The following is a 20392-nucleotide window of genomic DNA, read 5'->3' on the forward strand; positions in this document are numbered from 1 at the left end:
GTTCGACATGGCTGACATCAACTCCAAGATCTCCAAGGGCCTCCTCGGGACCAAGCTCGGTATGACCCAGGTGTGGGACGAGAACGGCAAGCTCGTTCCCGTCACCGTCATCGAGGTCGCGCCGAACGTCGTGACCCAGCTGCGCTCGCTCGAGAAGGACGGCTACAACGCCGTTCAGATCGGCTACGGCCAGATCGACCCCCGCAAGGTGAACAAGCCCCTGACGGCTCACTTCGACGCCGCCGGTGTCACCCCGCGCCGCCACCTCACCGAGGTGCGCACCGCGGACGCCGCCGACTACGCGCTGGGCCAGGAGCTCACCGTGGAAGGCCTCTTCGAGGCCGGCCAGCTGGTCGACGTCGTCGGCACCAGCAAGGGCAAGGGCACCGCCGGTGTCATGAAGCGTCACAACTTCAAGGGTGTCTCCGCCTCGCACGGTTCGCACCGCAACCACCGCAAGCCCGGCTCGATCGGCGCCTCGTCGACGCCGAGCCGCGTCTTCAAGGGCATGCGCATGGCCGGCCGTATGGGTGGCGAGCGCGTGACCGTCCTCAACCTCACGGTGCACGCCGTCGACGCCGAGAAGGGACTCATGCTCGTCAAGGGCGCCGTCCCCGGTGCTCGTGGCCGCATCGTCTACGTCCGCAACGCAGTGAAGGGTGCCTGATCATGGCTGACTCGACTCTCGCGCTCGACGTCGTGAAGGCCGACGGCAAGAAGGCAGGCTCCGTCGAGCTGCCCGCCGCGCTCTTCGACGTCAAGACGAACATCCCCCTCATCCACCAGGTCGTCGTGGCGCAGCGCGCCGCGGCTCGCCAGGGCACGCACTCGACCAAGCGTCGTGGCGAGGTCTCGGGTGCCGGCCGCAAGCCCTTCAAGCAGAAGGGCACCGGTAACGCCCGTCAGGGCTCGATCCGCGCGCCGCACATGACCGGTGGTGGCATCGTCCACGGGCCCAAGCCCCGCGACTACAGCCAGCGCACCCCCAAGAAGATGATCGCCGCCGCGCTCCTGGGCGCGCTGAGCGACCGCGCTCGTGGGCAGCGTCTGCACATCGTCGACAGCTTCGCCATCGAGGGTGCGCCCTCGACCAAGGCCGCTGCCGCCGCGCTGAAGGTCCTCGGTGCCGTCAAGAACGTGCTCGTGGTCATCGACCGCGACGACGAGCTGACGATCAAGAGCGTGCGCAACCTCGCGTACGTCCACGTGCTGACCGTCGGCCAGCTGAACACCTACGACGTGATCGTCTCCGACGACATCGTCTTCACCAAGGCCGCCTACGACACGTTCGTCGCGTCGAAGGCTGCGCCCACCGAGGAGGTCTCGGCATGACCACCGTCAACAAGGACCCGCGCGACATCATCCTGAAGCCGGTCGTCTCCGAGAAGAGCTACTCGCTCATCGACGAGGGCAAGTACACCTTCCTGGTGGACCCCCGCGCCTCGAAGACCGAGATCAAGCTCGCGATCGAGAAGATCTTCAGCGTCAAGGTGGCTTCGGTCAACACGATCAACCGCGTGGGCAAGGCCCGTCGCACCCGCTTCGGCATCGGCAAGCGCAAGGACACCAAGCGCGCCATCGTCTCGCTGAAGTCGGGCACCATCGACATCTTCACGTCTGTCGGCTGACGGTCGGGATAGAGGACAAGAACAATGGCTATTCGCAAGTACAAGCCCACGACCCCCGGTCGCCGCGGCTCGTCGGTGGCCGACTTCGCCGAGATCACCCGATCGACGCCCGAGAAGTCGCTGCTGCGCCCGCTGTCGAAGACCGGTGGCCGTAACAACCAGGGCCGCATCACGACGCGTCACATCGGTGGCGGTCACAAGCGTCAGTACCGTCTGATCGACTTCCGTCGTAACGACAAGGACGGCATCGACGCCAAGGTCGCTCACATCGAGTACGACCCCAACCGCACCGCGCGCATCGCGCTGCTGCACTACGCGGACGGCGAGAAGCGCTACATCCTCGCCCCCGCGAAGCTGTCGCAGGGCGACGTCGTCGAGTCGGGTGCCGGCGCCGACATCAAGCCCGGCAACAACCTGCCGCTGCGCAACATCCCCACCGGTACCGTCATCCACGCGATCGAGCTCCGTCCCGGTGGCGGCGCGAAGATGGCCCGTTCGGCCGGCGCCTCCGTGCGTCTGGTCGCCAAGGACGGCCCCTACGCGCAGCTGCGTCTGCCCTCCGGCGAGATCCGCAACGTCGACGTGCGCTGCCGCGCCACGATCGGCGAGGTCGGCAACGCCGAGCAGTCGAACATCAACTGGGGCAAGGCCGGCCGCATGCGCTGGAAGGGCGTCCGCCCGACCGTGCGTGGTGTCGCCATGAACCCGGTCGACCACCCGCACGGTGGTGGTGAGGGTAAGACCTCCGGTGGTCGTCACCCTGTTTCCCCGTGGGGCAAGGCCGAAGGCCGCACCCGCCACGCGAACAAGGAGAGCGACAAGCTCATCGTCCGCCGTCGCACCGCCGGCAAGAAGCGCAAGTAGGAGTAGAGGAAGATGCCTCGCAGCCTTAAGAAGGGCCCCTTCGTCGACGAGCACCTGCTTCGCAAGGTCGTCTCGCAGAACGAAGCCGGTTCGAAGAACGTCATCAAGACCTGGTCGCGCCGTTCGATGATCATCCCCGCCATGCTGGGACACACCATCGCCGTGCACGACGGTCGCAAGCACATCCCCGTGTTCGTGACCGAGACCATGGTCGGCCACAAGCTGGGCGAGTTCTCGCCCACCCGCACCTTCCGCGGCCACGTGAAGGACGACAAGAAGGGCCGTCGCCGTTAAGGCGACCGAGGAGGAGAGAGAAATGGTGGAGTCCATCGCACGCGTGCGACACATCCGCGTGACCCCTCAGAAGGCTCGTCGTGTCGTCGCGCTCATCAAGGGCAAGCAGGCCGAAGAGGCCCTCGCCATCCTGAAGTTCGCGCCGCAGGGCGCGAGCGAGCCGATCTACAAGCTCGTCGCCTCGGCCATCGCGAACGCTCGCGTGACCGCCGACAAGACGAACGAATACCTGGATGACGCCGACCTGTACGTGAAGAACGCGTACGTCGACGAGGGCACGACGCTCAAGCGTTTCCGCCCCCGCGCACAGGGTCGCGCCTTCCAGATCAAGAAGCGCACGAGCCACATCACGGTCGTGCTCGCGACGCCGGAGACCGCTGAGGCGACCCCGGCCCGCGCCAACAAGAAGGCGAGCAAGTAATGGGACAGAAGGTCAACCCGTACGGCTTCCGCCTCGGCATCACCACCGACCACGTGTCGCGGTGGTTCTCGGACTCGACGAAGCCCGGTCAGCGTTACGCCGACTACCTCGCCGAGGACATCAAGATCCGTCGCCTGCTGACCACCTCGCTCGACCGCGCCGGTGTCAGCAACATCGAGATCGAGCGCACGCGTGACCGCGTCCGCGTCGACATCCACACCGCCCGTCCGGGCATCGTGATCGGTCGCCGCGGCGCCGAGGCCGAGCGCATCCGCGCCGACCTCGAGAAGCTCAGTGGCAAGCAGATCCAGCTGAACATCCTCGAGGTCAAGAACCCCGAGGCCGATGCTCAGCTGGTCGCTCAGGGTGTCGCCGAGCAGCTCTCCGCACGCGTGGCGTTCCGTCGCGCGATGCGCAAGGGTCTGCAGGGCGCGCAGCGTGCCGGCGCCAAGGGCGTCCGCATCCAGGTGTCGGGCCGCCTCGGCGGCGCCGAGATGAGCCGCTCGGAGTTCTACCGCGAAGGCCGTGTGCCGCTGCACACCCTCCGTGCGAACATCGATTACGGCTTTTACGAGGCCAAGACCACCTTCGGCCGCATCGGCGTGAAGGTCTGGATCTACAAGGGCGACCTCACCAACAAGGAGCTCGCCCGCGAGCAGGCCAACGCGCCCAAGTCCCGCGGTCGTGACGACCGTGGTGGCGACCGTCGTCGTGGCCCGCGCAACGAGGCCCCCGTGGCAGAAGGAGCGTCGGCGTAATGCTCATCCCCCGCAAGGTCAAGTACCGCAAGCAGCACCACCCCGGCCGTTCCGGCCAGGCCACCGGTGGCACCCAGGTGTCGTTCGGGGAGTACGGGATCCAGGCGCTGACCCCCGCTTACGTGACCAACCGTCAGATCGAGTCCGCTCGTATCGCCATGACGCGTCACATCAAGCGTGGCGGAAAGGTGTGGATCAACATCTACCCCGACCGTCCCCTCACCAAGAAGCCGGCTGAAACCCGCATGGGTTCCGGTAAGGGTTCGCCCGAGTGGTGGGTTGCGAACGTCAAGCCGGGCCGCGTCCTCTTCGAGGTCGCGGGTGTCGACGAGCAGCTCGCTCGTGAAGCACTGACCCGAGCCATTCACAAGCTGCCCCTGAAGGCACGCATCATCAAGCGCGAGGAGGGCGACGCGTAATGGCGATCGGCACCAAGCAGCTCGCTCCGAGCGAGCTCGACACGTTCGAAGACCAGCGCCTCGTCGAGGAGCTGCGCAAGGCCAAGGAAGAGCTGTTCAACCTGCGCTTCCAGTCGGCCACCGGCCAGCTCGAGAGCCACGGTCGCATCCGTGCAGTCAAGCGCGACATCGCGCGTCTGTACACGGTGATCCGTGAGCGCGAGCTCGGCATCCGCGCCACCCCGGCCCCGGTCGAGGCGGCGACGAAGGCGAAGAAGAGCAAGGCGAAGAAGGCGGATGCCGCTGACGACGCCACGAAGGAAGAGGCGGAGTAATGGCTACCGCGAAGAAGGCCGAGGCGCAGGTCGCCGGCCACGAGCACGCCGAGAACGATGTCCGTGACGAGGACGCCCGCGGTTACCGCAAGGCACGTCGCGGGTACGTCGTCAGCGACAAGATGGACAAGACGATCGTCGTCGAGGTCGAGGACCGCGTGAAGCACCCGCTCTACGGCAAGGTCATCCGTCGCACCTCGAAGGTCAAGGCGCACGACGAGACCAACTCGGCGGGCATCGGCGACCTCGTCGTCATCAACGAGACCCGTCCGCTCAGCGCCACCAAGCGCTGGCGCCTGGTCGAGATCCTCGAGAAGGCCAAGTAAGCCTCGCGGCTTACTTGGAACCCAAGGAGTAAAAAGTGATTCAGAACGAATCCCGGCTGAAGGTCGCCGACAACACCGGCGCCAAGGAGCTGCTCACCATCCGTGTGCTCGGCGGCTCCAACCGCCGGTACGCGGGCCTGGGCGACGTCATCGTCGCCACGGTCAAGGACGCGATCCCGGGTGGAAACGTCAAGAAGGGCGACGTGGTCAAGGCCGTCGTCGTCCGCGTCGTCAAGCAGACCCGTCGTTCCGACGGCTCGTACATCAAGTTCGACGAGAACGCCGCCGTGATCCTGAAGAGCGACGGGGAGCCCCGCGGCACCCGTATCTTCGGACCGGTCGGCCGTGAGCTTCGCGACAAGAAGTTCATGAAGATCGTCTCGCTCGCCCCGGAGGTCATCTGATCATGGCGAAAATCAAAAAGGGCGACCTGGTTCAGGTCATCTCGGGTGCCAAGCCCGAGCGTGGCGGCGACCGTGGCAAGCAGGGTAAGGTCCTCGAGGTCCTCACCGAGCAGAACCGCGTGATCGTCGAGGGCGTGAACTACGTCACCAAGCACAACCGCGTGGGCCAGTCCCAGCGCGGCACCAAGACCGGCGGCATCGAGACGTTCGAGGCCCCGATCCACATTTCCAACGTCGCGATCGTCGACCCCTCGACCAAGAAGCCGACCCGCGTCGGCCGTCGTGTCGAGGAGCAGGTGAAGGACGGCGTCAAGCGCACCGTCCGCGTGCGCTTCGCGAAGAAGAGCGGCAAGGACCTCTGAGTATGAGCACCGACACTGCCGCGGTAACTGGCACTTCGTCCGAAGGGCAGCCCTCCAAGGGCGCCGGCCAGCCCCGCCTGAAGCAGAAGTACAACAACGAGATCAAGAAGGCCCTGCAGGAGGAGTTCGGTTACGCGAACGTCATGCAGACGCCCGGCCTGGTCAAGGTCGTCGTCAACACCGGCGTCGGCGAGGCTGCTCGTGACAGCAAGGTGATCGATGGTGCGGTCGAGGACCTCACCAAGATCACCGGTCAGAAGCCGATCGTCACGAAGGCCCGCAAGTCCATCGCGCAGTTCAAGCTGCGCGAAGGTCAGGCCATCGGTGCGCACGTCACCCTCCGTGGTGACCGCGCATGGGAGTTCGTGGACCGCCTCGTCAACCTCGCCCTGCCCCGCATCCGCGACTTCCGCGGTCTGTCGGCCAAGCAGTTCGACGGCAACGGCAACTACACCTTCGGTCTCCAGGAGCAGTCCGTGTTCCACGAGATCGACCAGGACCGCATCGACCGCGTGCGTGGTTTCGACATCACCATCGTCACCACCGCGAAGACCGACGACGAGGGCCGTTCGCTGCTGCGCCAGCTCGGCTTCCCGTTCCAGTCGGCCGACGCACAGGCCTGACCCCTCGGGCCCCCGGACACCCGGGGGCCCCTCATCGAAGGTCGACTGTCGTGTAACGGCAGCCGAAACCTCATGAAAGAAAGAAGCAACACATGACGATGACAGACCCGGTCGCAGACATGCTGACCCGTCTGCGCAACGCGAACTCGGCGCACCACGACTCCGTGTCGATGCCGAGCTCGAAGCTCAAGACCAACATCGCAGCCATCCTCAAGCAGGAGGGCTACATCGCCGACTGGAACGTCGAAGACGCCCGCGTCGGTCACACCCTCAACATGACGCTGAAGTACGGCCCGAACCGCGAGCGGTCGATCGCCGGCATCAAGCGCGTCTCCAAGCCCGGCCTCCGCGTGTACGCGAAGTCGACCGAGGTCCCCACGGTCCTCGGCGGGCTCGGCGTGGCCATCCTGTCCACCTCCTCCGGTCTCCTCACCGACCGTCAGGCCGAGCAGAAGGGCGTCGGCGGGGAAGTCCTCGCCTACGTGTGGTGATCTGACATGTCGCGTATTGGACGTCTTCCCATCGACATCCCCGCCGGCGTCACCGTTTCGGTGAACGGCCGGGAGGTCTCCGTCAAGGGCCCGAAGGGCGAGCTCGAGCTCACCATCGCGCAGCCCCTCGAGGTGTCGGTCGAGGAGAACCAGGTTCTCGTCACCCGCCCCGACGACGAGCGCGAGTCGCGGTCGCTCCACGGCCTGACCCGCACGCTCATCAACAACAACATCATCGGTGTCACCCAGGGCTACACCAAGGGCCTCGAGGTCGTCGGCACGGGTTACCGCGTCGCCCAGAAGGGCAGCGCGATCGAGTTCGCCCTCGGCTTCTCGCACCCCGTCCTCATCGACCCGCCCGCGGGCATCACCCTCACGGTCGAAGGCAACAACAAGGTCACCGTGAGCGGCATCGACAAGCAGGCCGTCGGCGAGGCCGCAGCCAACATCCGCAAGATCCGTAAGCCCGAGCCCTACAAGGGCAAGGGTGTGCGGTACGCGGGCGAGGTCGTCCGCCGCAAGGCCGGAAAGAGTGGTAAGTGACCATGGCTGTCAAGACAAAGTCCGTCGCTCGTGCTCGTCGCCACGCGCGTCTTCGCAAGAAGGTCGTCGGCACCGAGCTTCGTCCCCGTCTCGTGGTGACGCGTTCCGCGCGCCACGTGTTCGTCCAGGTCGTGGACGACAGCAAGGGCCACACCGTGGCCTCCGCTTCCACCCTCGAGACCGACCTGCGCGGCTTCGACGGTGACAAGACCGCCAAGGCCCGCAAGGTCGGCGAACTCGTCGCCGAGCGTGCCAAGGCCGTGGGCGTCTCCGACGTCGTGTTCGACCGTGGCGGTAACCGCTACGCCGGCCGCGTCGCCGCGATCGCCGACGGAGCTCGCGAAGGAGGGCTGAACCTGTGAGTGACAACAAGGAGACCGAAGTGACCGAGCAGACTGCCCCGGCTGAGGGTGCGGCTGCCGCTCAGGCCCCCGCCGAGCGTGAGCGCGAGCCGCGTCGCGGTGGTCGCGAGCGCAACAGCAACCAGCGCGACCGTGGTTCGCGCGACCGCAACGAGAGCCAGTTCCTCGAGCGCGTCGTGACCATCAACCGCGTCTCGAAGGTCGTCAAGGGTGGTCGTCGCTTCAGCTTCACCGCACTCGTCGTCGTCGGTGACGGCAACGGCGTGGTCGGTGTCGGCTACGGCAAGGCGCGCGAAGTGCCCCTCGCCATCTCGAAGGGTGTCGAAGAGGCCAAGCGCAACTTCTTCCGCGTTCCGCGTTCGGGCTCGACCATCCCGCACCCCGTGCAGGGTGAGGCCGCTGCCGGTGTGGTGCTCCTGCGCCCCGCCGCCGCCGGTACCGGTGTCATCGCCGGTGGTCCCGTCCGCGCCGTCCTCGAGTGCGCCGGCATCCACGACGTCCTGTCGAAGTCGCTCGGCTCGTCGAACACGATCAACATCGTGCACGCGACCGTCGAGGCGCTGAAGGCGCTCGAGGAGCCCCGTGCCGTGGCCGCCCGCCGTGGCCTGGAGTTCGACCAGGTCGCCCCGGCCCGCCTCGTGCGCGCCGAGGCCGCCGCCCAGAAGGTAGGTGCCTGATGGCCGAGCGTCTGAAGGTCACGCAGATCAAGTCCAAGGTGAGCGAGAAGCAGAACCAGCGTGACACGCTGCGTTCGCTCGGTCTGAAGCGGATCGGCGACTCGGTCGTCCGTCCCGACGACGCGCAGACGCGCGGCTACGTCAAGACCGTCGCCCACCTCGTCAAGGTTGAGGAGATCGACTAATGGCTGCCAAGAAGGACGAGACCGCAACGGTCGACGCCCCGAAGAAGGCATCGGCCGCCAAGGCCGGTAAGAAGGAAGCCCCCGCGGCGCGCCCCGGCGTGCTCAAGGTCCACCACCTGCGTCCCGTCCCGGGCGCCCGCACCGCCAAGACCCGTGTGGGTCGCGGTGAGGGCTCGAAGGGTAAGACGTCCGGTCGCGGTACCAAGGGAACCAAGGCCCGTTACCAGGTCAAGGTCGGCTTCGAGGGTGGGCAGATGCCGCTGCACATGCGCACCCCGAAGCTCCGCGGCTTCAAGAACCCGTTCCGCGTCGAGTACCAGGTCGTGAACCTGGACAAGCTCGGCGAGCTCTACCCGGAGGGTGGCGACGTGACCGTCGCCGGCCTCGTTGCCAAGGGTGCAGTGCGCAAGAACGAGAAGGTCAAGGTGCTCGGCACCGGCGACATCTCGGTCGCGCTGACCGTCTCCGTCGACAAGGTCTCCGGCTCAGCCGAGCAGAAGATCGTCGCCGCCGGCGGCACCGTCAACTGACGACCCGACCCGGAAGGGGCCGGCGGCCTTATGGCCGTCGGCCCCTTCTGCATTAGTCTGATGGGGAGTGCGCGTTGCCGCGCTCCGAGATCGTTCTGGAGGAATCCCCCTTGTTCAGCGCCATCGCGCGGGTTTTCCGCACGCCCGACCTGAGGCGCAAGATCGCCTTCACGCTGGGCATCATCGCCATTTACCGGCTGGGTGCTCACGTGCCGACGCCCTTCGTCGACTTCCCCAACGTTCAGCAGTGCCTGAACCAGTCGGGCGGTACCGAGGGTCTGCTGTCTCTGGTGAACCTCTTCTCGGGCGGCGCCCTGCTGCAGCTGTCGATCTTCGCCCTCGGCGTCATGCCGTACATCACGGCGACGATCATCGTGCAGCTGCTGCGCGTGGTCATCCCGCACTTCGAGACGCTCTACAAAGAGGGTCAGGCGGGTCAGGCGAAGCTCACGCAGTACACCCGCTACCTGACGATCGCGCTGGCGCTGCTGCAGTCGACCACGCTCGTCACCGTCGCGCGTTCGGGCCAGCTCTTCGGTTCGGCCGGAGTGCCCGAGTGCCAGCAGCTGCTGACCAACGACATCTGGTGGGCCCAGCTCCTCATGATCATCACGATGACCGCCGGCACCGGCCTGGTCATGTGGTTCGCCGAGCTCGTCACCGAGCGCGGCGTGGGTAACGGCATGTCCATCCTGATCTTCACCTCGATCGCCGCGACCTTCCCCGGCGCCATGCTGTCGATCCTGAACGCCCGCGGCGTCGAGGTCTTCCTGCTCGTCCTGGCCGTCAGCATCGTGATCGTCGCCCTCGTGGTGTTCGTCGAACAATCCCAGCGACGCATCCCGGTCCAGTACGCCAAGCGCATGGTCGGCCGCCGTACCTATGGCGGGACGAACACCTACATCCCGATCAAGGTCAACATGGCCGGCGTCGTGCCCGTCATCTTCGCCTCGTCGCTGCTCTACATCCCGGCTCTCATCGCGCAGTTCAATCAGCCGCAGCCGGGCCAGGAGCCGTCGCCGTGGGTGACGTGGATCTCGCAGTACCTCACGCGTGGCGACCACCCGCTGTACATGCTGATCTACTTCCTCCTCATCATCGGGTTCGCGTACTTCTACGTCGCGATCACGTTCAACCCGGTCGACGTCGCCGACAACATGAAGAAGTACGGCGGGTTCATCCCCGGCATCCGCGCGGGCCGTCCGACGGCCGAGTACCTCGACTACGTCCTGACGCGCATCACCCTGCCCGGCTCGATCTACCTGGGTCTCATCGCCCTGCTGCCGCTGGTGGCACTCGCGACGGTCGGCGCCAACCAGAACTTCCCGTTCGGCGGGGCCTCCATCCTGATCATCGTCGGCGTCGGTCTCGAGACCGTGAAGCAGATCGACGCGCAACTCCAGCAGCGTCACTACGAGGGGCTGCTTCGATGAGCGCGCGTCTTCTGATCGTGGGCCCGCAGGGGTCGGGCAAGGGAACGCAGGGCGTCCGCATCGCAGAAGCGCTCGGCATTCCGGTGGTCTCCACCGGCGACGTGTTCCGCGCCAACGTCGCGCAGGGCACCGAGCTGGGCCAGCAGGTCAAGGCGATCATCGACGGTGGGAGCCTCGTCCCCGACGAGCTGACCAGCGCGGTCGTGCGCGACCGGCTGTCGCAGGCGGACGCGGCGGAGGGCTTCCTGCTCGACGGCTACCCGCGCAATCTCGCGCAGGTGATGCACCTCGACGAGTTCCTCGAGGGACGCGGCGAGTCGCTCGACGCCGTCATCGCGCTCGTCGTGCCGCGCGAGGAGTCGCTGTCGCGCCTGACCGCGCGCGCATCCGAGCAGGGGCGCGCCGACGACACCGAAGAGGCGATCGCCACGCGTCTGGGTATCTACGAACGCGAGACGGCGCCCATCCTCGACGTGTACGGCACGCGCGACGTGGTCGACGAGATCGACGGCGTCGGCAGTCTCGACGAGGTGACCGCTCGCATCTTCGCGGCGCTCGAAGCGCGCGGTCTCCACGCGTCGCCGGCTGCGTGACGTGGGCCTCCGTTCCTCCGTCTACAAGAAGCCGGCCCAGCTGCGCTCGATGATCGAGCCGGGCCTCATCACCGCCGACGCGTTGGACGCGGTGCGCGCGCTCGTCGCTCCGGGCGTCACCACGCTCGAGCTCGACGCCGCGGCGTCCGCGCTCATCACCTCGCGTGGCGCCGTGTCGAACTTCCAGATGGTGCGGGGTTACCGGCACACGATCTGCGCCTCGGTCAACGAGCAGGTGGTGCACGGTATCCCGAACGATCGTCCTCTACGGGCGGGCGACATCCTTTCGATCGATGCGGGCGCGGAACTGCGCGGATGGAACGGCGACTCCGCTTTCACCGTGATCGTCCCCGGCGACGCCCCCGACGACATCGTCGCGCCGCGACGTCGTCTCTCCGAGGTCACGGAGGGGTCGCTGTGGGCGGGTATCGCGGCACTCAGCCGGGCGTCGCACCTCGGCGAGGTCGGGGCGGCGATCGAGCAGTACATCGACGCCCATGCCCCTGAGGGGGGATACGGCATCCTGCGTGACTACGTCGGTCACGGCATCGGCCGGAAGATGCACGAGTCGCCGAGCATCTTCAACTACGCGGTGCCCGATCGCGGCGCAGAGGTGCGCCCTGGCTTGGCGGTGGCCATCGAGCCCATGGTCGTCATCGGCGACCAGGAGACCTTCACCGAAGACGACGGCTGGACGGTGTCGACCCTCGACGGGACGGCCGGCTCCCATTGGGAACATAGCGTCGCCGTGCATGATGGGGGCATCTGGGTGCTGACCGCTCACGACGGCGGTGCCGAGAAATTGGCGCCGTTCGGCGTGGTGCCGAAGGAGATCGACTGATGATGATGGCCGCTGTGCGGAAGTCCACGAACTGGTTCGCGATCGGTGTGACGGCGGCGGTGCTCGTCGTCGTGCTCATCGTGGCAGGCGTCGTGTGGTTCGCCAACAACCAGGCCACCTCGCCCGGAACGCTGCCGGAGTCTTCCGCGGTCGACACCGAGACGGGGGCGATCGCGGTTGGGTCCGGTGCGAAGACCGTCGACACGTACATCGACTTCATGTGCCCGGTCTGCAATCAGTTCGAGCAGGCCTACGGGCCCACGCTCGACCAGCTGGTGGCCAGCGACGAGATCACGTTGAACATCCACCCCATCTCGATCCTCGACCGCGCCTCCCAGGGCACCGAGTACTCCACCCGGTCCGCCTCCGCCGCGTATTGCGTCGCCGTGGACGATCCCGCCAACGTCCCCGCGTTCGTGAAGGCCCTCTACGCGCAGCAGCCGTCGGAGAACACAGCCGGTCTGGACGATGCGACCCTCGCGTCCATCGCCACCTCGGTGGGGGCGTCGGATGCCGCCACGTCGTGCATCTCGGATGGGACGTACACGAGGTTCGTGACGGCGATGACCCAGAACACCCCGGTGCAACCCGGCAGCGGGGGGATCGCGACGCCGACGATCGCCGTGGACGGTACCGTCCTGGCGAACCAGACCGACCTGACGGGCGACCCGCAGAAGGACATCGTCGACCGCCTCGACGGCTGACGACACCTCCGGCGAGTTGCCGGAGTGGGTATCACCACGTATGCTTGATCTTTGGTGCGTTGCGCCTTCATTGGCGTGTCGAAGCACCGATTCCCCATCCACCGCAGACCGGCCGGTCTGCAATTGAGCGTGAGCGAGTTTATGGCGAAGAAAGACGGTGTCATCGAGATCGAGGGCACGGTGTCCGAGGCACTGCCCAACGCGATGTTCCGTGTCGAACTGACCAACGGTCACAAGGTGCTCGCCACCATTTCGGGAAAGATGCGGCAGAACTACATCCGCATCATCCCCGAGGACCGGGTCGTCGTCGAACTGAGCCCGTACGACCTCACCCGCGGTCGTATCGTCTACCGCTACCGCTGAGTCCGGCCGAGAAGTAACGAGCCGCACCACGCGCGTTCGAAGACAGCGAAACAGGAACATCATGAAGGTCAACCCCTCCGTCAAGCCCATCTGCGACCACTGCAAGGTGATCCGTCGCCACGGGCGCGTGATGGTGATCTGCAAGAGCAACCCGCGCCACAAGCAGCGCCAGGGCTGAGCTTTTCGCCGCATAACCCCTTTCCAACTGAATACACACCGGCAGGATCAGATCCGTCATCGTCCGGGCGCTTCGACAGGCTCAGCGATCGCATGACGGGGACACCTCGGGGCGGAGGCCCGAGCACCGATCCTGCTCCACACCTCCACGACACTCTGAGGAGAGCCGCATGGCACGTCTCGCCGGCGTCGACATCCCGCGCGACAAGCGCGTGGTGATCGCACTTACCTACATCTACGGCGTGGGTCGCACCCGCTCCGTCGAGATCCTCTCGGCAACGGATATCGACCACGACATCCGCGTGAAGGATCTCACCGACGACCAGTTGGTCGCTCTGCGCGACCACATCGAAGGCACCTACAAGGTGGAGGGTGACCTCCGTCGCGAGGTCGCCGCCGACATCCGCCGCAAGGTCGAGATCGGTTCCTACGAGGGCATCCGCCACCGTCGCGGCCTCCCGGTGCGCGGTCAGCGCACGAAGACGAACGCGCGTACCCGCAAGGGACCCAAGCGCACCGTCGCCGGCAAGAAGAAGGCGCGCTAAGCCGCGGGCTGAGCGTCAGGATTCAGGAGAACGCACATGGCACAGGCCAAGTCCGCCGCGCGCAAGCCGCGCCGCAAAGAGAAGAAGAACATCGCCGTGGGCCAGGCCCACATCAAGTCGACGTTCAACAACACCATCGTTTCGATCACCGACCCCTCGGGTGCCGTCATCAGCTGGGCTTCGTCCGGCGGTGTCGGGTTCAAGGGCTCGCGCAAGTCGACGCCGTACGCCGCCGGCATGGCCGCCGAGTCGGCCGCTCGCCAGGCGCAGGAGCACGGTGTGAAGAAGGTCGACGTCTTCGTGAAGGGACCGGGTTCGGGTCGTGAGACCGCGATCCGTTCGCTCACGGCCGCCGGCCTCGAGGTCGGCTCGATCCAGGACGTGACGCCGCAGGCCCACAACGGCTGCCGTCCGCCCAAGCGCCGCCGCGTCTGACGCGATCGTTCCCGGGGAGTGCTCGTCGCTCCCCGGGAACGCCGCGCTCACGCGCGTAACAGACTTCCGGATGCCACGGCTCGCCCTCGGCGCTTCGCCCGCGTGACGCGGCATCCCGCGAGTACAACTCAACACCTCACCCCATTACACGTGTCATATAGCGGGCACGTGATCGAAAGGAACACATAGTGCTCATCGCACAGCGTCCCACTCTGACCGAGGAGAAGATCGGGGAGTTCCGCAGCCGTTTCGTCATCGAGCCGCTGGAGCCCGGTTTCGGTTACACGATCGGCAACGCGCTGCGTCGCAGCCTCCTGTCGTCGATCCCCGGCGCGGCCGTCACGAGCATCCGCATCGACGGCGTGCTCCACGAGTTCAGCACGATCCCGGGCGTGAAAGAAGACGTCACCGAGATCATCCTGAACATCAAGCAGCTGGTCGTCTCGAGCGAGCGCGACGAGCCCATCACGGCGTACCTGCGCAAGACCGGTTCCGGTGAGGTCACCGCCGCCGACATCTCCGCTCCCGCGGGTGTCGAGGTGCACAACCCCGAGCTGGTCATCGCGACGCTCAACGACACGGCGAAGTTCGAGCTCGAGCTGACCATCGAGCGCGGCCGCGGCTACGTCTCGGCGACGCAGAACCGCAACGAGTACGCCGAGGCCGGTCAGATCCCGATCGACTCGATCTACTCGCCCGTGCTCAAGGTCAGCTACCGCGTCGACGCCACCCGCGCCGGCGAGCGTACCGACTTCGACAAGCTCGTCCTCGACGTCGAGTCGAAGGCGTCCATCGCCCCTCGCGACGCCGTCGCCTCGGCCGGACGCACCCTCACCGAGCTGTTCGGTCTCGCCCGCGAGCTGAACGTCGAGGCCGAGGGCATCGAGATCGGCCCCGCGCCGGTCGAGACCGTCCTCTCGAACGAGCTGTCGATGCCGATCGAAGACCTCGATCTGTCGGTCCGCTCGTACAACTGCCTCAAGCGCGAGGGCATCAACACCGTTTCGGAGCTGGTGGCCCTTTCCGAGACGCAGCTGATGAACATCCGCAACTTCGGTCAGAAGTCGGTCGATGAGGTGCGCGACAAGCTCACCTCCCTCGGCCTGTCGCTGAAGGACTCGGTGCCCGGCTTCGACGGCGCCCAGTTCTACAGCGGCTACGACGAAGAGACCGTCTGACCCCGGTCGGACCCGACCGAACCTCTCACTGGAGTAACACGACATGCCTAAGCCCACGAAGGGTCCCCGCCTCGGAGGCGGCCCGGCCCACGAGCGTCTGCTTCTCGCCAACCTGGCTGCAGCGCTGTACACGCACAAGTCCATCAAGACGACCGAGACCAAGGCGAAGCGCCTGCGTCCGCTCGCCGAGCGCCTGATCACCTTCGCCAAGCGCGGCGACCTGCACGCGCGTCGTCGCGTGCTCGGCGTGATCGGCGACAAGGACGTCGTGCACACGCTGTTCACCGAGATCGCGCCCCTGGTGGCCGAGCGTGACGGCGGATACACCCGCATCACCAAGGTCGGAAACCGCAAGGGCGACAACGCCCCCATGGCCGTGATCGAGCTCGTGCTCGAGCCCGTCGCGAAGAAGGCGTCGAACAAGGCCGCTGCGGCTCCCGCCGCCGCTGCCGCGCCCGCCGCCGAGGAGCCCGTCGCCGACGAGGCCCCCGCCGAGGAGAACACCACCGACGAGGCCGCCGACGCCGGCGCCGAGTCGCACGAAGAGGGAGCGGCCGCAGAGGCCGCCGCCGCGGACGCCGTCGAGAACGACTCCAAGGCCTGAGCCTCTCTCACCGCGCACGATGCCCTCACCCGATCCGGGTGGGGGCATCGTCGTTCTCGGGGCTCCGTGGCGACCGGCTACTGCTCGTAGGCTGGTGGGGTGCGTATCCGCCTCGACATCGCCTACGACGGCACACACTTCCGCGGGTGGGCCCGGCAACCGGGCTTGCGCACCGTGCAGGGCGAACTCGAGGCCGCGCTCGCACGCATCGTCGGCGGTGAGCCTCGACTGATCGTGGCGGGCCGCACCGACGCCGGCGTGCACGCCTCGGGACAGGTCGCACACCTGGATCTCGACGACCACCAGATCGCACGCCTGCCGCGACGGCGACGCGACAACGACGAGGCCGACGCCATCGCCGCGCTCGCGGGCCGCGTACGCGGCGTCCTGGGCCAGTACTCCGACGTCTCCGTGCTGCGCGCGTCGCGTGCCCCCGACGGGTTCGACGCACGGTTCTCGGCCGTGTGGCGGCGGTACGCGTACCGACTGGCGGATGCGACCACGGGGTACGACCCGCTCGACCGCCTGCGGACGACCACTCTGCGCGTCGCCCTCGACCTCGAGGCGATGGATGCCGCCGCCTCACGCCTCATCGGCCTGCACGATTTCGCCGCGTACTGCAAGGCGCGTGAGGAGGCGACGACGATCCGCACCCTGCTGGAGTACGACTGGCGCCGCGGCGACGACGGTGTCCTGGTGGCGAACGTCCGGGCGGACGCCTTCTGTCACAGCATGGTGCGGGCCCTCGTGGGGGCGTGCGTCGCCGTGGGAGAGGGCCGTATCGACGTCGACGACGTCGTGGCCATCCGCGACGCGCGCATGCGCATCCCCGAGACGAAGGTGCTGGCGGCGCGCGGGCTCGTGCTCGCCGAGGTCGGGTACCCGGCGGACGAGTTGCTGGCGACCCGTGCCGAACAGACCCGCAACAGACGGGATGCCGACGAGACGGCATCCTGATCGTCCTGTCCGGTGCCGATGCAACCCCTCGGAGAGCGTCGTGCGGCCGGTCGTATGCTGACATCCTCATGAAGGTCATTTCGTACAACCTCAACAAGCACCGTGCCGCCGGTGAGCTGACCGCGCTCCTCGAGACGCACGGGGTGGACGTGCTGTGCCTGCAGGAGTGCGACACGAACGACATCCCCGAACAGGTCGGCGGACTGCGTCTCGCCGAGGCCACCCAGCGCAACCGTCTCGGTCTCGCCGTGTACTACCGGGAGAACACGTTCCGCGCCGAGGAGGTGCGGGCGATCTCGTTGAAGAAGTCGCTGCACGACTACGTGCTGAAGCCCGCCGAAGAACGGATGCTGGGGGTGCGGCTGCGCGACATCGACACGGGTCGGGATGTGATCGTCGCCTCGTTCCACGCCGCTCCGCTGACGGCGCTCAACTCGCTGCGACGACACCAGATCCGCACGGCGCTGACCGAGCTCCAGAACCTCGGCCCCGGTCTCCCGGCGCTGATGGTGGGGGACTACAACTATCCGGTCTTCAAGGAGAACCTGGGACAGAAGGTCCGCGACCAGGGATACGAGTTGACCCTGAGCGATGCGCGCACGTACACCCGTTACCGCTTCTTCCGCGGACACTACGACTTCGCGACCTCGGTGGGCTTCGACATCGCTCACATCACGACGCTTCCGCAGGGTCTCAGCGACCACCTGCCGATCCTCATCACGGCGGAGGTCACGGCGTCCCGCGGCGGCGGACTCGGGTGAGCGTCGTCCTCGGGTGACCGACGAAGAGGGGGCCGTCCGAAGACGACCCCCTCTCGTGGCTCTGTGGTGGATCAGGACTGCGTGCTGCGGCGACGACGGGCGACGGCGCCGATGGCCACTGCGCCGCCCGCGAGGACGAGCGCACCGCCCGCGACCCACAGGCCCGTGGTGCTGTCGGCGTCGAAGCCCGTCACCGCCAGACCGCCCTTCGCCGGCGACGTGCTGGTGCCCGACGATGACACCGTGACGGTCGCGTGCAGGACGACACCGCTCGCGGCTCCCGTGAAGGTGAAGTAGTACGTGCCCTTCGCGTTGCTCGGGAAGCGCACCGGCGTCTTGAGGTGGCCGCCGACCGCGCGAGTACGCAGGGAGTCGTTCGTCTCGGTGGCGACCGAGGCGAGCGTGATGCTCTTGGCGGCACCGCCGGTGACGGAGATGAGGATCTCTTCGTCACCCTGATAGGGAGCGAGGTCGGTGGTGAACGTCGCCACGCCGCCGGGGGTGGCGACCGACGGCGTGACACGGACGACGGCGGGGTCGGTGTAGGCGTTGGCGGCCGTGGGGGCCGTCAACGCGGCCGCAGCGAGCGAGAGCGCCGCGACGGCCCGGATGATCGTGGTCTTCATGGTGTGCCCCATCTGCTTGGCGAAGTCGAGCCGGCACGGGGATACGGGGCGAGGTCCGCCTGCCGCAGTCCGAATGGCTTCTAGCGGAGAGTCTTGTGGAGGAGGCGTGTACGACTCGCCCGGGACGAGGTGGTTTCACGCGGTGGCGCCCCGGAGTTCACCCCATCGGGTCGTGCCTCGATCCCTCAGCCGGGAAAGCGGCACTCCCCGCCGCGGGGGAGCTCGGAGCCGTCACGGGTGGGTGTCGACACGGCATCCAGTTCGGGCGTCACAGGCAGCCGCGCGAGGAGGTCGAGCTGCGCGGTCTCTCCGGGGGCCACGCGCACGGACCACTTCACCACCTGCCGACCGTCGTGCATCCCGCCGGCGAAGCCCGCAGTGTCGTCCCCACCGGTCGTCCGACGCTCGAGGAGCTCGGCGCCGGGCGGGAGGTAGACGTAGACCCCGGTGAGGGTGTCGCCGACGGGTACGCCGTACTCTCCACCCCCGGTCACGTACGCCGGCAGCGTGGCGGGGTCGGGGGCGTCGCTGTGCAGCTCGACGTGCAGCGAGGCCGTGTCGGCGTCGCACCACGCCGTCTCCACGAGCGGATGCAGGTAGTAGTCCATCTTCGAACCGGTGCCGTCGTTCAGGTAGACGCCGAAGGTGCTGCGCGTGCCGTCGGCCGCGGGGAGGGCGCCCTGCAGGGTCGACCCCTCGAGCACGGCCTGCTCCGTGGCATCCGCGTTCCAGACGAGCAGTCGCCGTTCGCGTCCGGCCTGGCCGACCGCATCGACCAGGGCGGCGGGATCCACCCGACCGTCGGCGAGCGCCTGGAAGACCGCCGCCGCCGCACTCTGGAAGAAGGCGTCCTGCTCGCGCGGGTCGGTGTAGCGACGATACGTCTCTTCGAGAAGAAGTCGGACGGCGTTGTCGGCGGTCAGGTCGTCGCCGGACGGCAGATGCACGGGTCCCGTCGCGCGCAGCAGATAGGAGAGGGTCACGGGGTCGAGGGCGACCACGGCGTCGACGGTCGTGCCGTGCACTCGGCGCCACATCTCGCGCGCGAGCGGCGCACCGACGGAGAAGTCGGGCACCTGCGTGGTGTTCTGCACGTATCGGGCGGGGCGCGTGTCGTAGATGCTCCGGACGTCGGCGGCGAGGTCGGCCACCGGCGCCGCGCTCAGGTCGCCGAAGTCGGCGGAGGACGCCTGGGCCACCAGCGTCATCCGGCCGTCGAGGGTGTCGAGCTGGGCCACCGCGCCGACGACGCCGCCGAGCGAGCGCCATTCGGCGTTGTTCTGGAACAGCACGAGAGTGGATCGAGGACCGTCGGCGCCGAGCATCGCCGGCACGAGCCGGGTCGCCCGTTCGAGGGCGTCGGCCCCGTCGGCCGCCGTATCGAGGAGCTCGCCGGCATCCGAGACCCCCTTCGCCACCCGTCCGAGCAGCGGTCCCCGGTCGATCGCGGAGAGGCGATCGGCCGACTCGCGCAGCGTCGTGGCGGCGGCGGTCGCCGCCGGGGCGATGGCGGCGATCCGCGCGACGTCGACCGCGCCGTCGACGGGGCGGATCACCTCGACCGACAACCCGGCGGACGCCGCCGCCAGCGGCCCGAGGGCGCCGACGGCGCCGTCGATCGCCCGTGCGGTGTCGGAGACCGCCGACAGCTGGGGTCCGACCCAGGGCAGCGCCTCCGCGAGCTGCCAGACGGGATCGCCGGTCAGCTCCCGTGCCGCGGAGGTGTCATCGCCGAGGGCCGCGAAGACGGTCGTCGCCGCCGCCGGATCGTCGAGGACGCCGGTGGCGGCCGACACCGCCACCCTCGCCTGCTGAAGGTGGTTCTGCGCGAGGGTCGCTCGCACGCCGATCCACGCCGTGAGCGCCAGCCCCGCGACCGCGATGAGACAGACCACGCCGGCGAAGGCCCTTCGCCCGACGGACGTCGATGCGGAGCGGGGGGTGTCGATCACGCGAACACCCTAAGGGCGTCGC

At 67.6% G+C, this 20392-nt stretch carries 33 protein-coding genes; 31 read left to right on the forward strand and 2 right to left on the reverse strand.

Annotation, left to right across the window (positions count from 1 at the left end):
• Positions 1–7: 7 nt before the first annotated feature.
• The 31 genes from rplC to QRO03_RS13875 all read left to right on the forward strand — a co-directional run bounded on the left by rplC (position 8) and on the right by QRO03_RS13875 (position 17792).
• On the forward strand, positions 8–667 hold the full coding sequence (rplC, locus tag QRO03_RS13725) for a 50S ribosomal protein L3 (protein WP_285138053.1): 660 nt from the start codon (positions 8–10) through the stop codon (positions 665–667).
• A gap of 2 nt (positions 668–669) precedes the next feature.
• Positions 670–1332: a 50S ribosomal protein L4 gene (gene rplD, locus QRO03_RS13730; protein WP_285138054.1), complete on the forward strand. Its 663-nt coding sequence runs from the start codon at positions 670–672 to the stop codon at positions 1330–1332.
• Positions 1329–1628, forward strand: coding sequence for a 50S ribosomal protein L23 (gene rplW, locus QRO03_RS13735; protein WP_055959332.1), 300 nt, complete (start codon positions 1329–1331; stop codon positions 1626–1628). Before rplD ends, rplW begins: the two co-directional genes overlap by 4 nt.
• A 24-nt stretch (positions 1629–1652) precedes the next feature.
• Positions 1653–2492, forward strand: coding sequence for a 50S ribosomal protein L2 (rplB, locus tag QRO03_RS13740; RefSeq protein WP_013584012.1), 840 nt, complete (start codon positions 1653–1655; stop codon positions 2490–2492).
• A gap of 12 nt (positions 2493–2504) precedes the next feature.
• Complete coding sequence (rpsS, locus tag QRO03_RS13745) at positions 2505–2786, forward strand: 30S ribosomal protein S19 (protein ID WP_013584011.1); 282 nt, start codon at positions 2505–2507, stop codon at positions 2784–2786.
• Positions 2787–2808: 22 nt separating this feature from the next.
• Positions 2809–3207: a 50S ribosomal protein L22 gene (gene rplV / locus QRO03_RS13750; protein WP_183418534.1), complete on the forward strand. Its 399-nt coding sequence runs from the start codon at positions 2809–2811 to the stop codon at positions 3205–3207.
• Positions 3207–3965, forward strand: coding sequence for a 30S ribosomal protein S3 (gene rpsC / locus QRO03_RS13755; protein WP_055959329.1), 759 nt, complete (start codon positions 3207–3209; stop codon positions 3963–3965). The genes rplV and rpsC overlap by 1 nt, the downstream gene beginning before the upstream one ends.
• A complete protein-coding gene (rplP, locus tag QRO03_RS13760) occupies positions 3965–4384 on the forward strand; it encodes a 50S ribosomal protein L16 (RefSeq protein WP_055833705.1) in 420 nt (139 codons plus the stop codon). Before rpsC ends, rplP begins: the two co-directional genes overlap by 1 nt.
• Positions 4384–4698, forward strand: coding sequence for a 50S ribosomal protein L29 (gene rpmC, locus QRO03_RS13765; RefSeq protein WP_183418533.1), 315 nt, complete (start codon positions 4384–4386; stop codon positions 4696–4698). The genes rplP and rpmC overlap by 1 nt, the downstream gene beginning before the upstream one ends.
• Positions 4698–5024, forward strand: a complete 327-nt coding sequence (rpsQ, locus tag QRO03_RS13770) for a 30S ribosomal protein S17 (RefSeq protein WP_055959326.1) — start codon at positions 4698–4700, stop codon at positions 5022–5024. The genes rpmC and rpsQ overlap by 1 nt, the downstream gene beginning before the upstream one ends.
• Before the next feature lie 35 nt (positions 5025–5059).
• A complete protein-coding gene (rplN, locus tag QRO03_RS13775) occupies positions 5060–5428 on the forward strand; it encodes a 50S ribosomal protein L14 (RefSeq protein WP_055959324.1) in 369 nt (122 codons plus the stop codon).
• Between the two features lie 2 nt (positions 5429–5430).
• Positions 5431–5790: a 50S ribosomal protein L24 gene (gene rplX / locus QRO03_RS13780; protein WP_013584004.1), complete on the forward strand. Its 360-nt coding sequence runs from the start codon at positions 5431–5433 to the stop codon at positions 5788–5790.
• A gap of 2 nt (positions 5791–5792) precedes the next feature.
• On the forward strand, positions 5793–6413 hold the full coding sequence (rplE, locus tag QRO03_RS13785; protein WP_285138055.1) for a 50S ribosomal protein L5: 621 nt from the start codon (positions 5793–5795) through the stop codon (positions 6411–6413).
• A 92-nt stretch (positions 6414–6505) separates the two neighbouring features.
• Positions 6506–6904, forward strand: coding sequence for a 30S ribosomal protein S8 (gene rpsH, locus QRO03_RS13790; RefSeq protein ID WP_055959322.1), 399 nt, complete (start codon positions 6506–6508; stop codon positions 6902–6904).
• Positions 6905–6910: 6 nt separating this feature from the next.
• Positions 6911–7447: a 50S ribosomal protein L6 gene (rplF, locus tag QRO03_RS13795; protein ID WP_285138056.1), complete on the forward strand. Its 537-nt coding sequence runs from the start codon at positions 6911–6913 to the stop codon at positions 7445–7447.
• Between the two features lie 2 nt (positions 7448–7449).
• On the forward strand, positions 7450–7809 hold the full coding sequence (rplR, locus tag QRO03_RS13800; RefSeq protein WP_043361012.1) for a 50S ribosomal protein L18: 360 nt from the start codon (positions 7450–7452) through the stop codon (positions 7807–7809).
• Positions 7806–8486 (forward strand): 30S ribosomal protein S5, encoded by a 681-nt coding sequence (gene rpsE / locus QRO03_RS13805; RefSeq protein WP_502883049.1) that lies wholly within the window; start codon positions 7806–7808, stop codon positions 8484–8486. Before rplR ends, rpsE begins: the two co-directional genes overlap by 4 nt.
• Complete coding sequence (gene rpmD / locus QRO03_RS13810) at positions 8486–8671, forward strand: 50S ribosomal protein L30 (protein WP_013583998.1); 186 nt, start codon at positions 8486–8488, stop codon at positions 8669–8671. The genes rpsE and rpmD overlap by 1 nt, the downstream gene beginning before the upstream one ends.
• Positions 8671–9201: a 50S ribosomal protein L15 gene (rplO, locus tag QRO03_RS13815; RefSeq protein ID WP_285138058.1), complete on the forward strand. Its 531-nt coding sequence runs from the start codon at positions 8671–8673 to the stop codon at positions 9199–9201. Before rpmD ends, rplO begins: the two co-directional genes overlap by 1 nt.
• 110 nt (positions 9202–9311) lie before the next feature.
• Complete coding sequence (gene secY / locus QRO03_RS13820) at positions 9312–10634, forward strand: preprotein translocase subunit SecY (protein WP_055959315.1); 1323 nt, start codon at positions 9312–9314, stop codon at positions 10632–10634.
• A complete protein-coding gene (locus tag QRO03_RS13825; RefSeq protein ID WP_285138059.1) occupies positions 10631–11227 on the forward strand; it encodes an adenylate kinase in 597 nt (198 codons plus the stop codon). The genes secY and QRO03_RS13825 overlap by 4 nt, the downstream gene beginning before the upstream one ends.
• A gap of 1 nt (position 11228) precedes the next feature.
• A complete protein-coding gene (gene map, locus QRO03_RS13830; protein ID WP_285138060.1) occupies positions 11229–12068 on the forward strand; it encodes a type I methionyl aminopeptidase in 840 nt (279 codons plus the stop codon).
• Positions 12068–12772, forward strand: a complete 705-nt coding sequence (locus QRO03_RS13835; protein WP_285138061.1) for a DsbA family protein — start codon at positions 12068–12070, stop codon at positions 12770–12772. The genes map and QRO03_RS13835 overlap by 1 nt, the downstream gene beginning before the upstream one ends.
• Before the next feature lie 141 nt (positions 12773–12913).
• Positions 12914–13135 (forward strand): translation initiation factor IF-1, encoded by a 222-nt coding sequence (gene infA / locus QRO03_RS13840; RefSeq protein WP_013583992.1) that lies wholly within the window; start codon positions 12914–12916, stop codon positions 13133–13135.
• Between the two features lie 61 nt (positions 13136–13196).
• On the forward strand, positions 13197–13313 hold the full coding sequence (gene rpmJ, locus QRO03_RS13845) for a 50S ribosomal protein L36 (protein ID WP_005050492.1): 117 nt from the start codon (positions 13197–13199) through the stop codon (positions 13311–13313).
• Positions 13314–13482: 169 nt separating this feature from the next.
• A complete protein-coding gene (rpsM, locus tag QRO03_RS13850) occupies positions 13483–13857 on the forward strand; it encodes a 30S ribosomal protein S13 (protein ID WP_285138062.1) in 375 nt (124 codons plus the stop codon).
• Positions 13858–13893: 36 nt separating this feature from the next.
• On the forward strand, positions 13894–14292 hold the full coding sequence (rpsK, locus tag QRO03_RS13855) for a 30S ribosomal protein S11 (RefSeq protein ID WP_013583990.1): 399 nt from the start codon (positions 13894–13896) through the stop codon (positions 14290–14292).
• Positions 14293–14480: 188 nt separating this feature from the next.
• A complete protein-coding gene (locus QRO03_RS13860) occupies positions 14481–15470 on the forward strand; it encodes a DNA-directed RNA polymerase subunit alpha (protein ID WP_055959305.1) in 990 nt (329 codons plus the stop codon).
• Positions 15471–15513: 43 nt separating this feature from the next.
• Positions 15514–16074 carry a 50S ribosomal protein L17 gene (gene rplQ / locus QRO03_RS13865; RefSeq protein WP_285138063.1) on the forward strand — a complete coding sequence of 187 codons (561 nt, stop codon included), beginning with the start codon at positions 15514–15516 and terminating at the stop codon, positions 16072–16074.
• A 99-nt stretch (positions 16075–16173) separates the two neighbouring features.
• The gene (gene truA, locus QRO03_RS13870) at positions 16174–17031 is read left to right on the forward strand and encodes a tRNA pseudouridine(38-40) synthase TruA (protein ID WP_285138064.1); all 858 of its coding nucleotides are present in this window, start codon (positions 16174–16176) and stop codon (positions 17029–17031) included.
• A gap of 68 nt (positions 17032–17099) precedes the next feature.
• On the forward strand, positions 17100–17792 hold the full coding sequence (locus tag QRO03_RS13875) for an endonuclease/exonuclease/phosphatase family protein (protein ID WP_183418524.1): 693 nt from the start codon (positions 17100–17102) through the stop codon (positions 17790–17792).
• Between the two features lie 71 nt (positions 17793–17863).
• On the opposite strand, the gene QRO03_RS13880 is transcribed toward QRO03_RS13875, so the two are convergent.
• Both QRO03_RS13880 and QRO03_RS13885 read right to left on the reverse strand, forming a co-directional pair.
• The gene (locus tag QRO03_RS13880) at positions 17864–18418 is read right to left on the reverse strand and encodes a hypothetical protein (protein WP_285138065.1); all 555 of its coding nucleotides are present in this window, start codon (positions 18416–18418) and stop codon (positions 17864–17866) included.
• A gap of 185 nt (positions 18419–18603) precedes the next feature.
• Positions 18604–20370 carry a DUF4012 domain-containing protein gene (locus tag QRO03_RS13885; RefSeq protein ID WP_285138066.1) on the reverse strand — a complete coding sequence of 589 codons (1767 nt, stop codon included), beginning with the start codon at positions 20368–20370 and terminating at the stop codon, positions 18604–18606.
• Positions 20371–20392 lie beyond the last annotated feature (22 nt).

This window comes from Microbacterium sp. lyk4-40-TSB-66 (assembly GCF_030209475.1).
Taxonomy (GTDB): domain Bacteria; phylum Actinomycetota; class Actinomycetes; order Actinomycetales; family Microbacteriaceae; genus Microbacterium.

Coding starts and splice junctions, on each gene's coding strand:
- rplC (WP_285138053.1), top strand. CDS start 8: ATGGCTGACATCAACTCCAAGATCTCCAAGGGCCTCCTCGGGACCAAG.
- rplD (WP_285138054.1), top strand. CDS start 670: ATGGCTGACTCGACTCTCGCGCTCGACGTCGTGAAGGCCGACGGCAAG.
- rplW (WP_055959332.1), top strand. CDS start 1,329: ATGACCACCGTCAACAAGGACCCGCGCGACATCATCCTGAAGCCGGTC.
- rplB (WP_013584012.1), top strand. CDS start 1,653: ATGGCTATTCGCAAGTACAAGCCCACGACCCCCGGTCGCCGCGGCTCG.
- rpsS (WP_013584011.1), top strand. CDS start 2,505: ATGCCTCGCAGCCTTAAGAAGGGCCCCTTCGTCGACGAGCACCTGCTT.
- rplV (WP_183418534.1), top strand. CDS start 2,809: ATGGTGGAGTCCATCGCACGCGTGCGACACATCCGCGTGACCCCTCAG.
- rpsC (WP_055959329.1), top strand. CDS start 3,207: ATGGGACAGAAGGTCAACCCGTACGGCTTCCGCCTCGGCATCACCACC.
- rplP (WP_055833705.1), top strand. CDS start 3,965: ATGCTCATCCCCCGCAAGGTCAAGTACCGCAAGCAGCACCACCCCGGC.
- rpmC (WP_183418533.1), top strand. CDS start 4,384: ATGGCGATCGGCACCAAGCAGCTCGCTCCGAGCGAGCTCGACACGTTC.
- rpsQ (WP_055959326.1), top strand. CDS start 4,698: ATGGCTACCGCGAAGAAGGCCGAGGCGCAGGTCGCCGGCCACGAGCAC.
- rplX (WP_013584004.1), top strand. CDS start 5,431: ATGGCGAAAATCAAAAAGGGCGACCTGGTTCAGGTCATCTCGGGTGCC.
- rplE (WP_285138055.1), top strand. CDS start 5,793: ATGAGCACCGACACTGCCGCGGTAACTGGCACTTCGTCCGAAGGGCAG.
- rpsH (WP_055959322.1), top strand. CDS start 6,506: ATGACGATGACAGACCCGGTCGCAGACATGCTGACCCGTCTGCGCAAC.
- rplF (WP_285138056.1), top strand. CDS start 6,911: ATGTCGCGTATTGGACGTCTTCCCATCGACATCCCCGCCGGCGTCACC.
- rplR (WP_043361012.1), top strand. CDS start 7,450: ATGGCTGTCAAGACAAAGTCCGTCGCTCGTGCTCGTCGCCACGCGCGT.
- rpmD (WP_013583998.1), top strand. CDS start 8,486: ATGGCCGAGCGTCTGAAGGTCACGCAGATCAAGTCCAAGGTGAGCGAG.
- rplO (WP_285138058.1), top strand. CDS start 8,671: ATGGCTGCCAAGAAGGACGAGACCGCAACGGTCGACGCCCCGAAGAAG.
- QRO03_RS13825 (WP_285138059.1), top strand. CDS start 10,631: ATGAGCGCGCGTCTTCTGATCGTGGGCCCGCAGGGGTCGGGCAAGGGA.
- QRO03_RS13835 (WP_285138061.1), top strand. CDS start 12,068: ATGATGATGGCCGCTGTGCGGAAGTCCACGAACTGGTTCGCGATCGGT.
- infA (WP_013583992.1), top strand. CDS start 12,914: ATGGCGAAGAAAGACGGTGTCATCGAGATCGAGGGCACGGTGTCCGAG.
- rpmJ (WP_005050492.1), top strand. CDS start 13,197: ATGAAGGTCAACCCCTCCGTCAAGCCCATCTGCGACCACTGCAAGGTG.
- rpsM (WP_285138062.1), top strand. CDS start 13,483: ATGGCACGTCTCGCCGGCGTCGACATCCCGCGCGACAAGCGCGTGGTG.
- rpsK (WP_013583990.1), top strand. CDS start 13,894: ATGGCACAGGCCAAGTCCGCCGCGCGCAAGCCGCGCCGCAAAGAGAAG.
- rplQ (WP_285138063.1), top strand. CDS start 15,514: ATGCCTAAGCCCACGAAGGGTCCCCGCCTCGGAGGCGGCCCGGCCCAC.
- QRO03_RS13875 (WP_183418524.1), top strand. CDS start 17,100: ATGAAGGTCATTTCGTACAACCTCAACAAGCACCGTGCCGCCGGTGAG.
- QRO03_RS13880 (WP_285138065.1), bottom strand. CDS start 18,418: ATGAAGACCACGATCATCCGGGCCGTCGCGGCGCTCTCGCTCGCTGCG.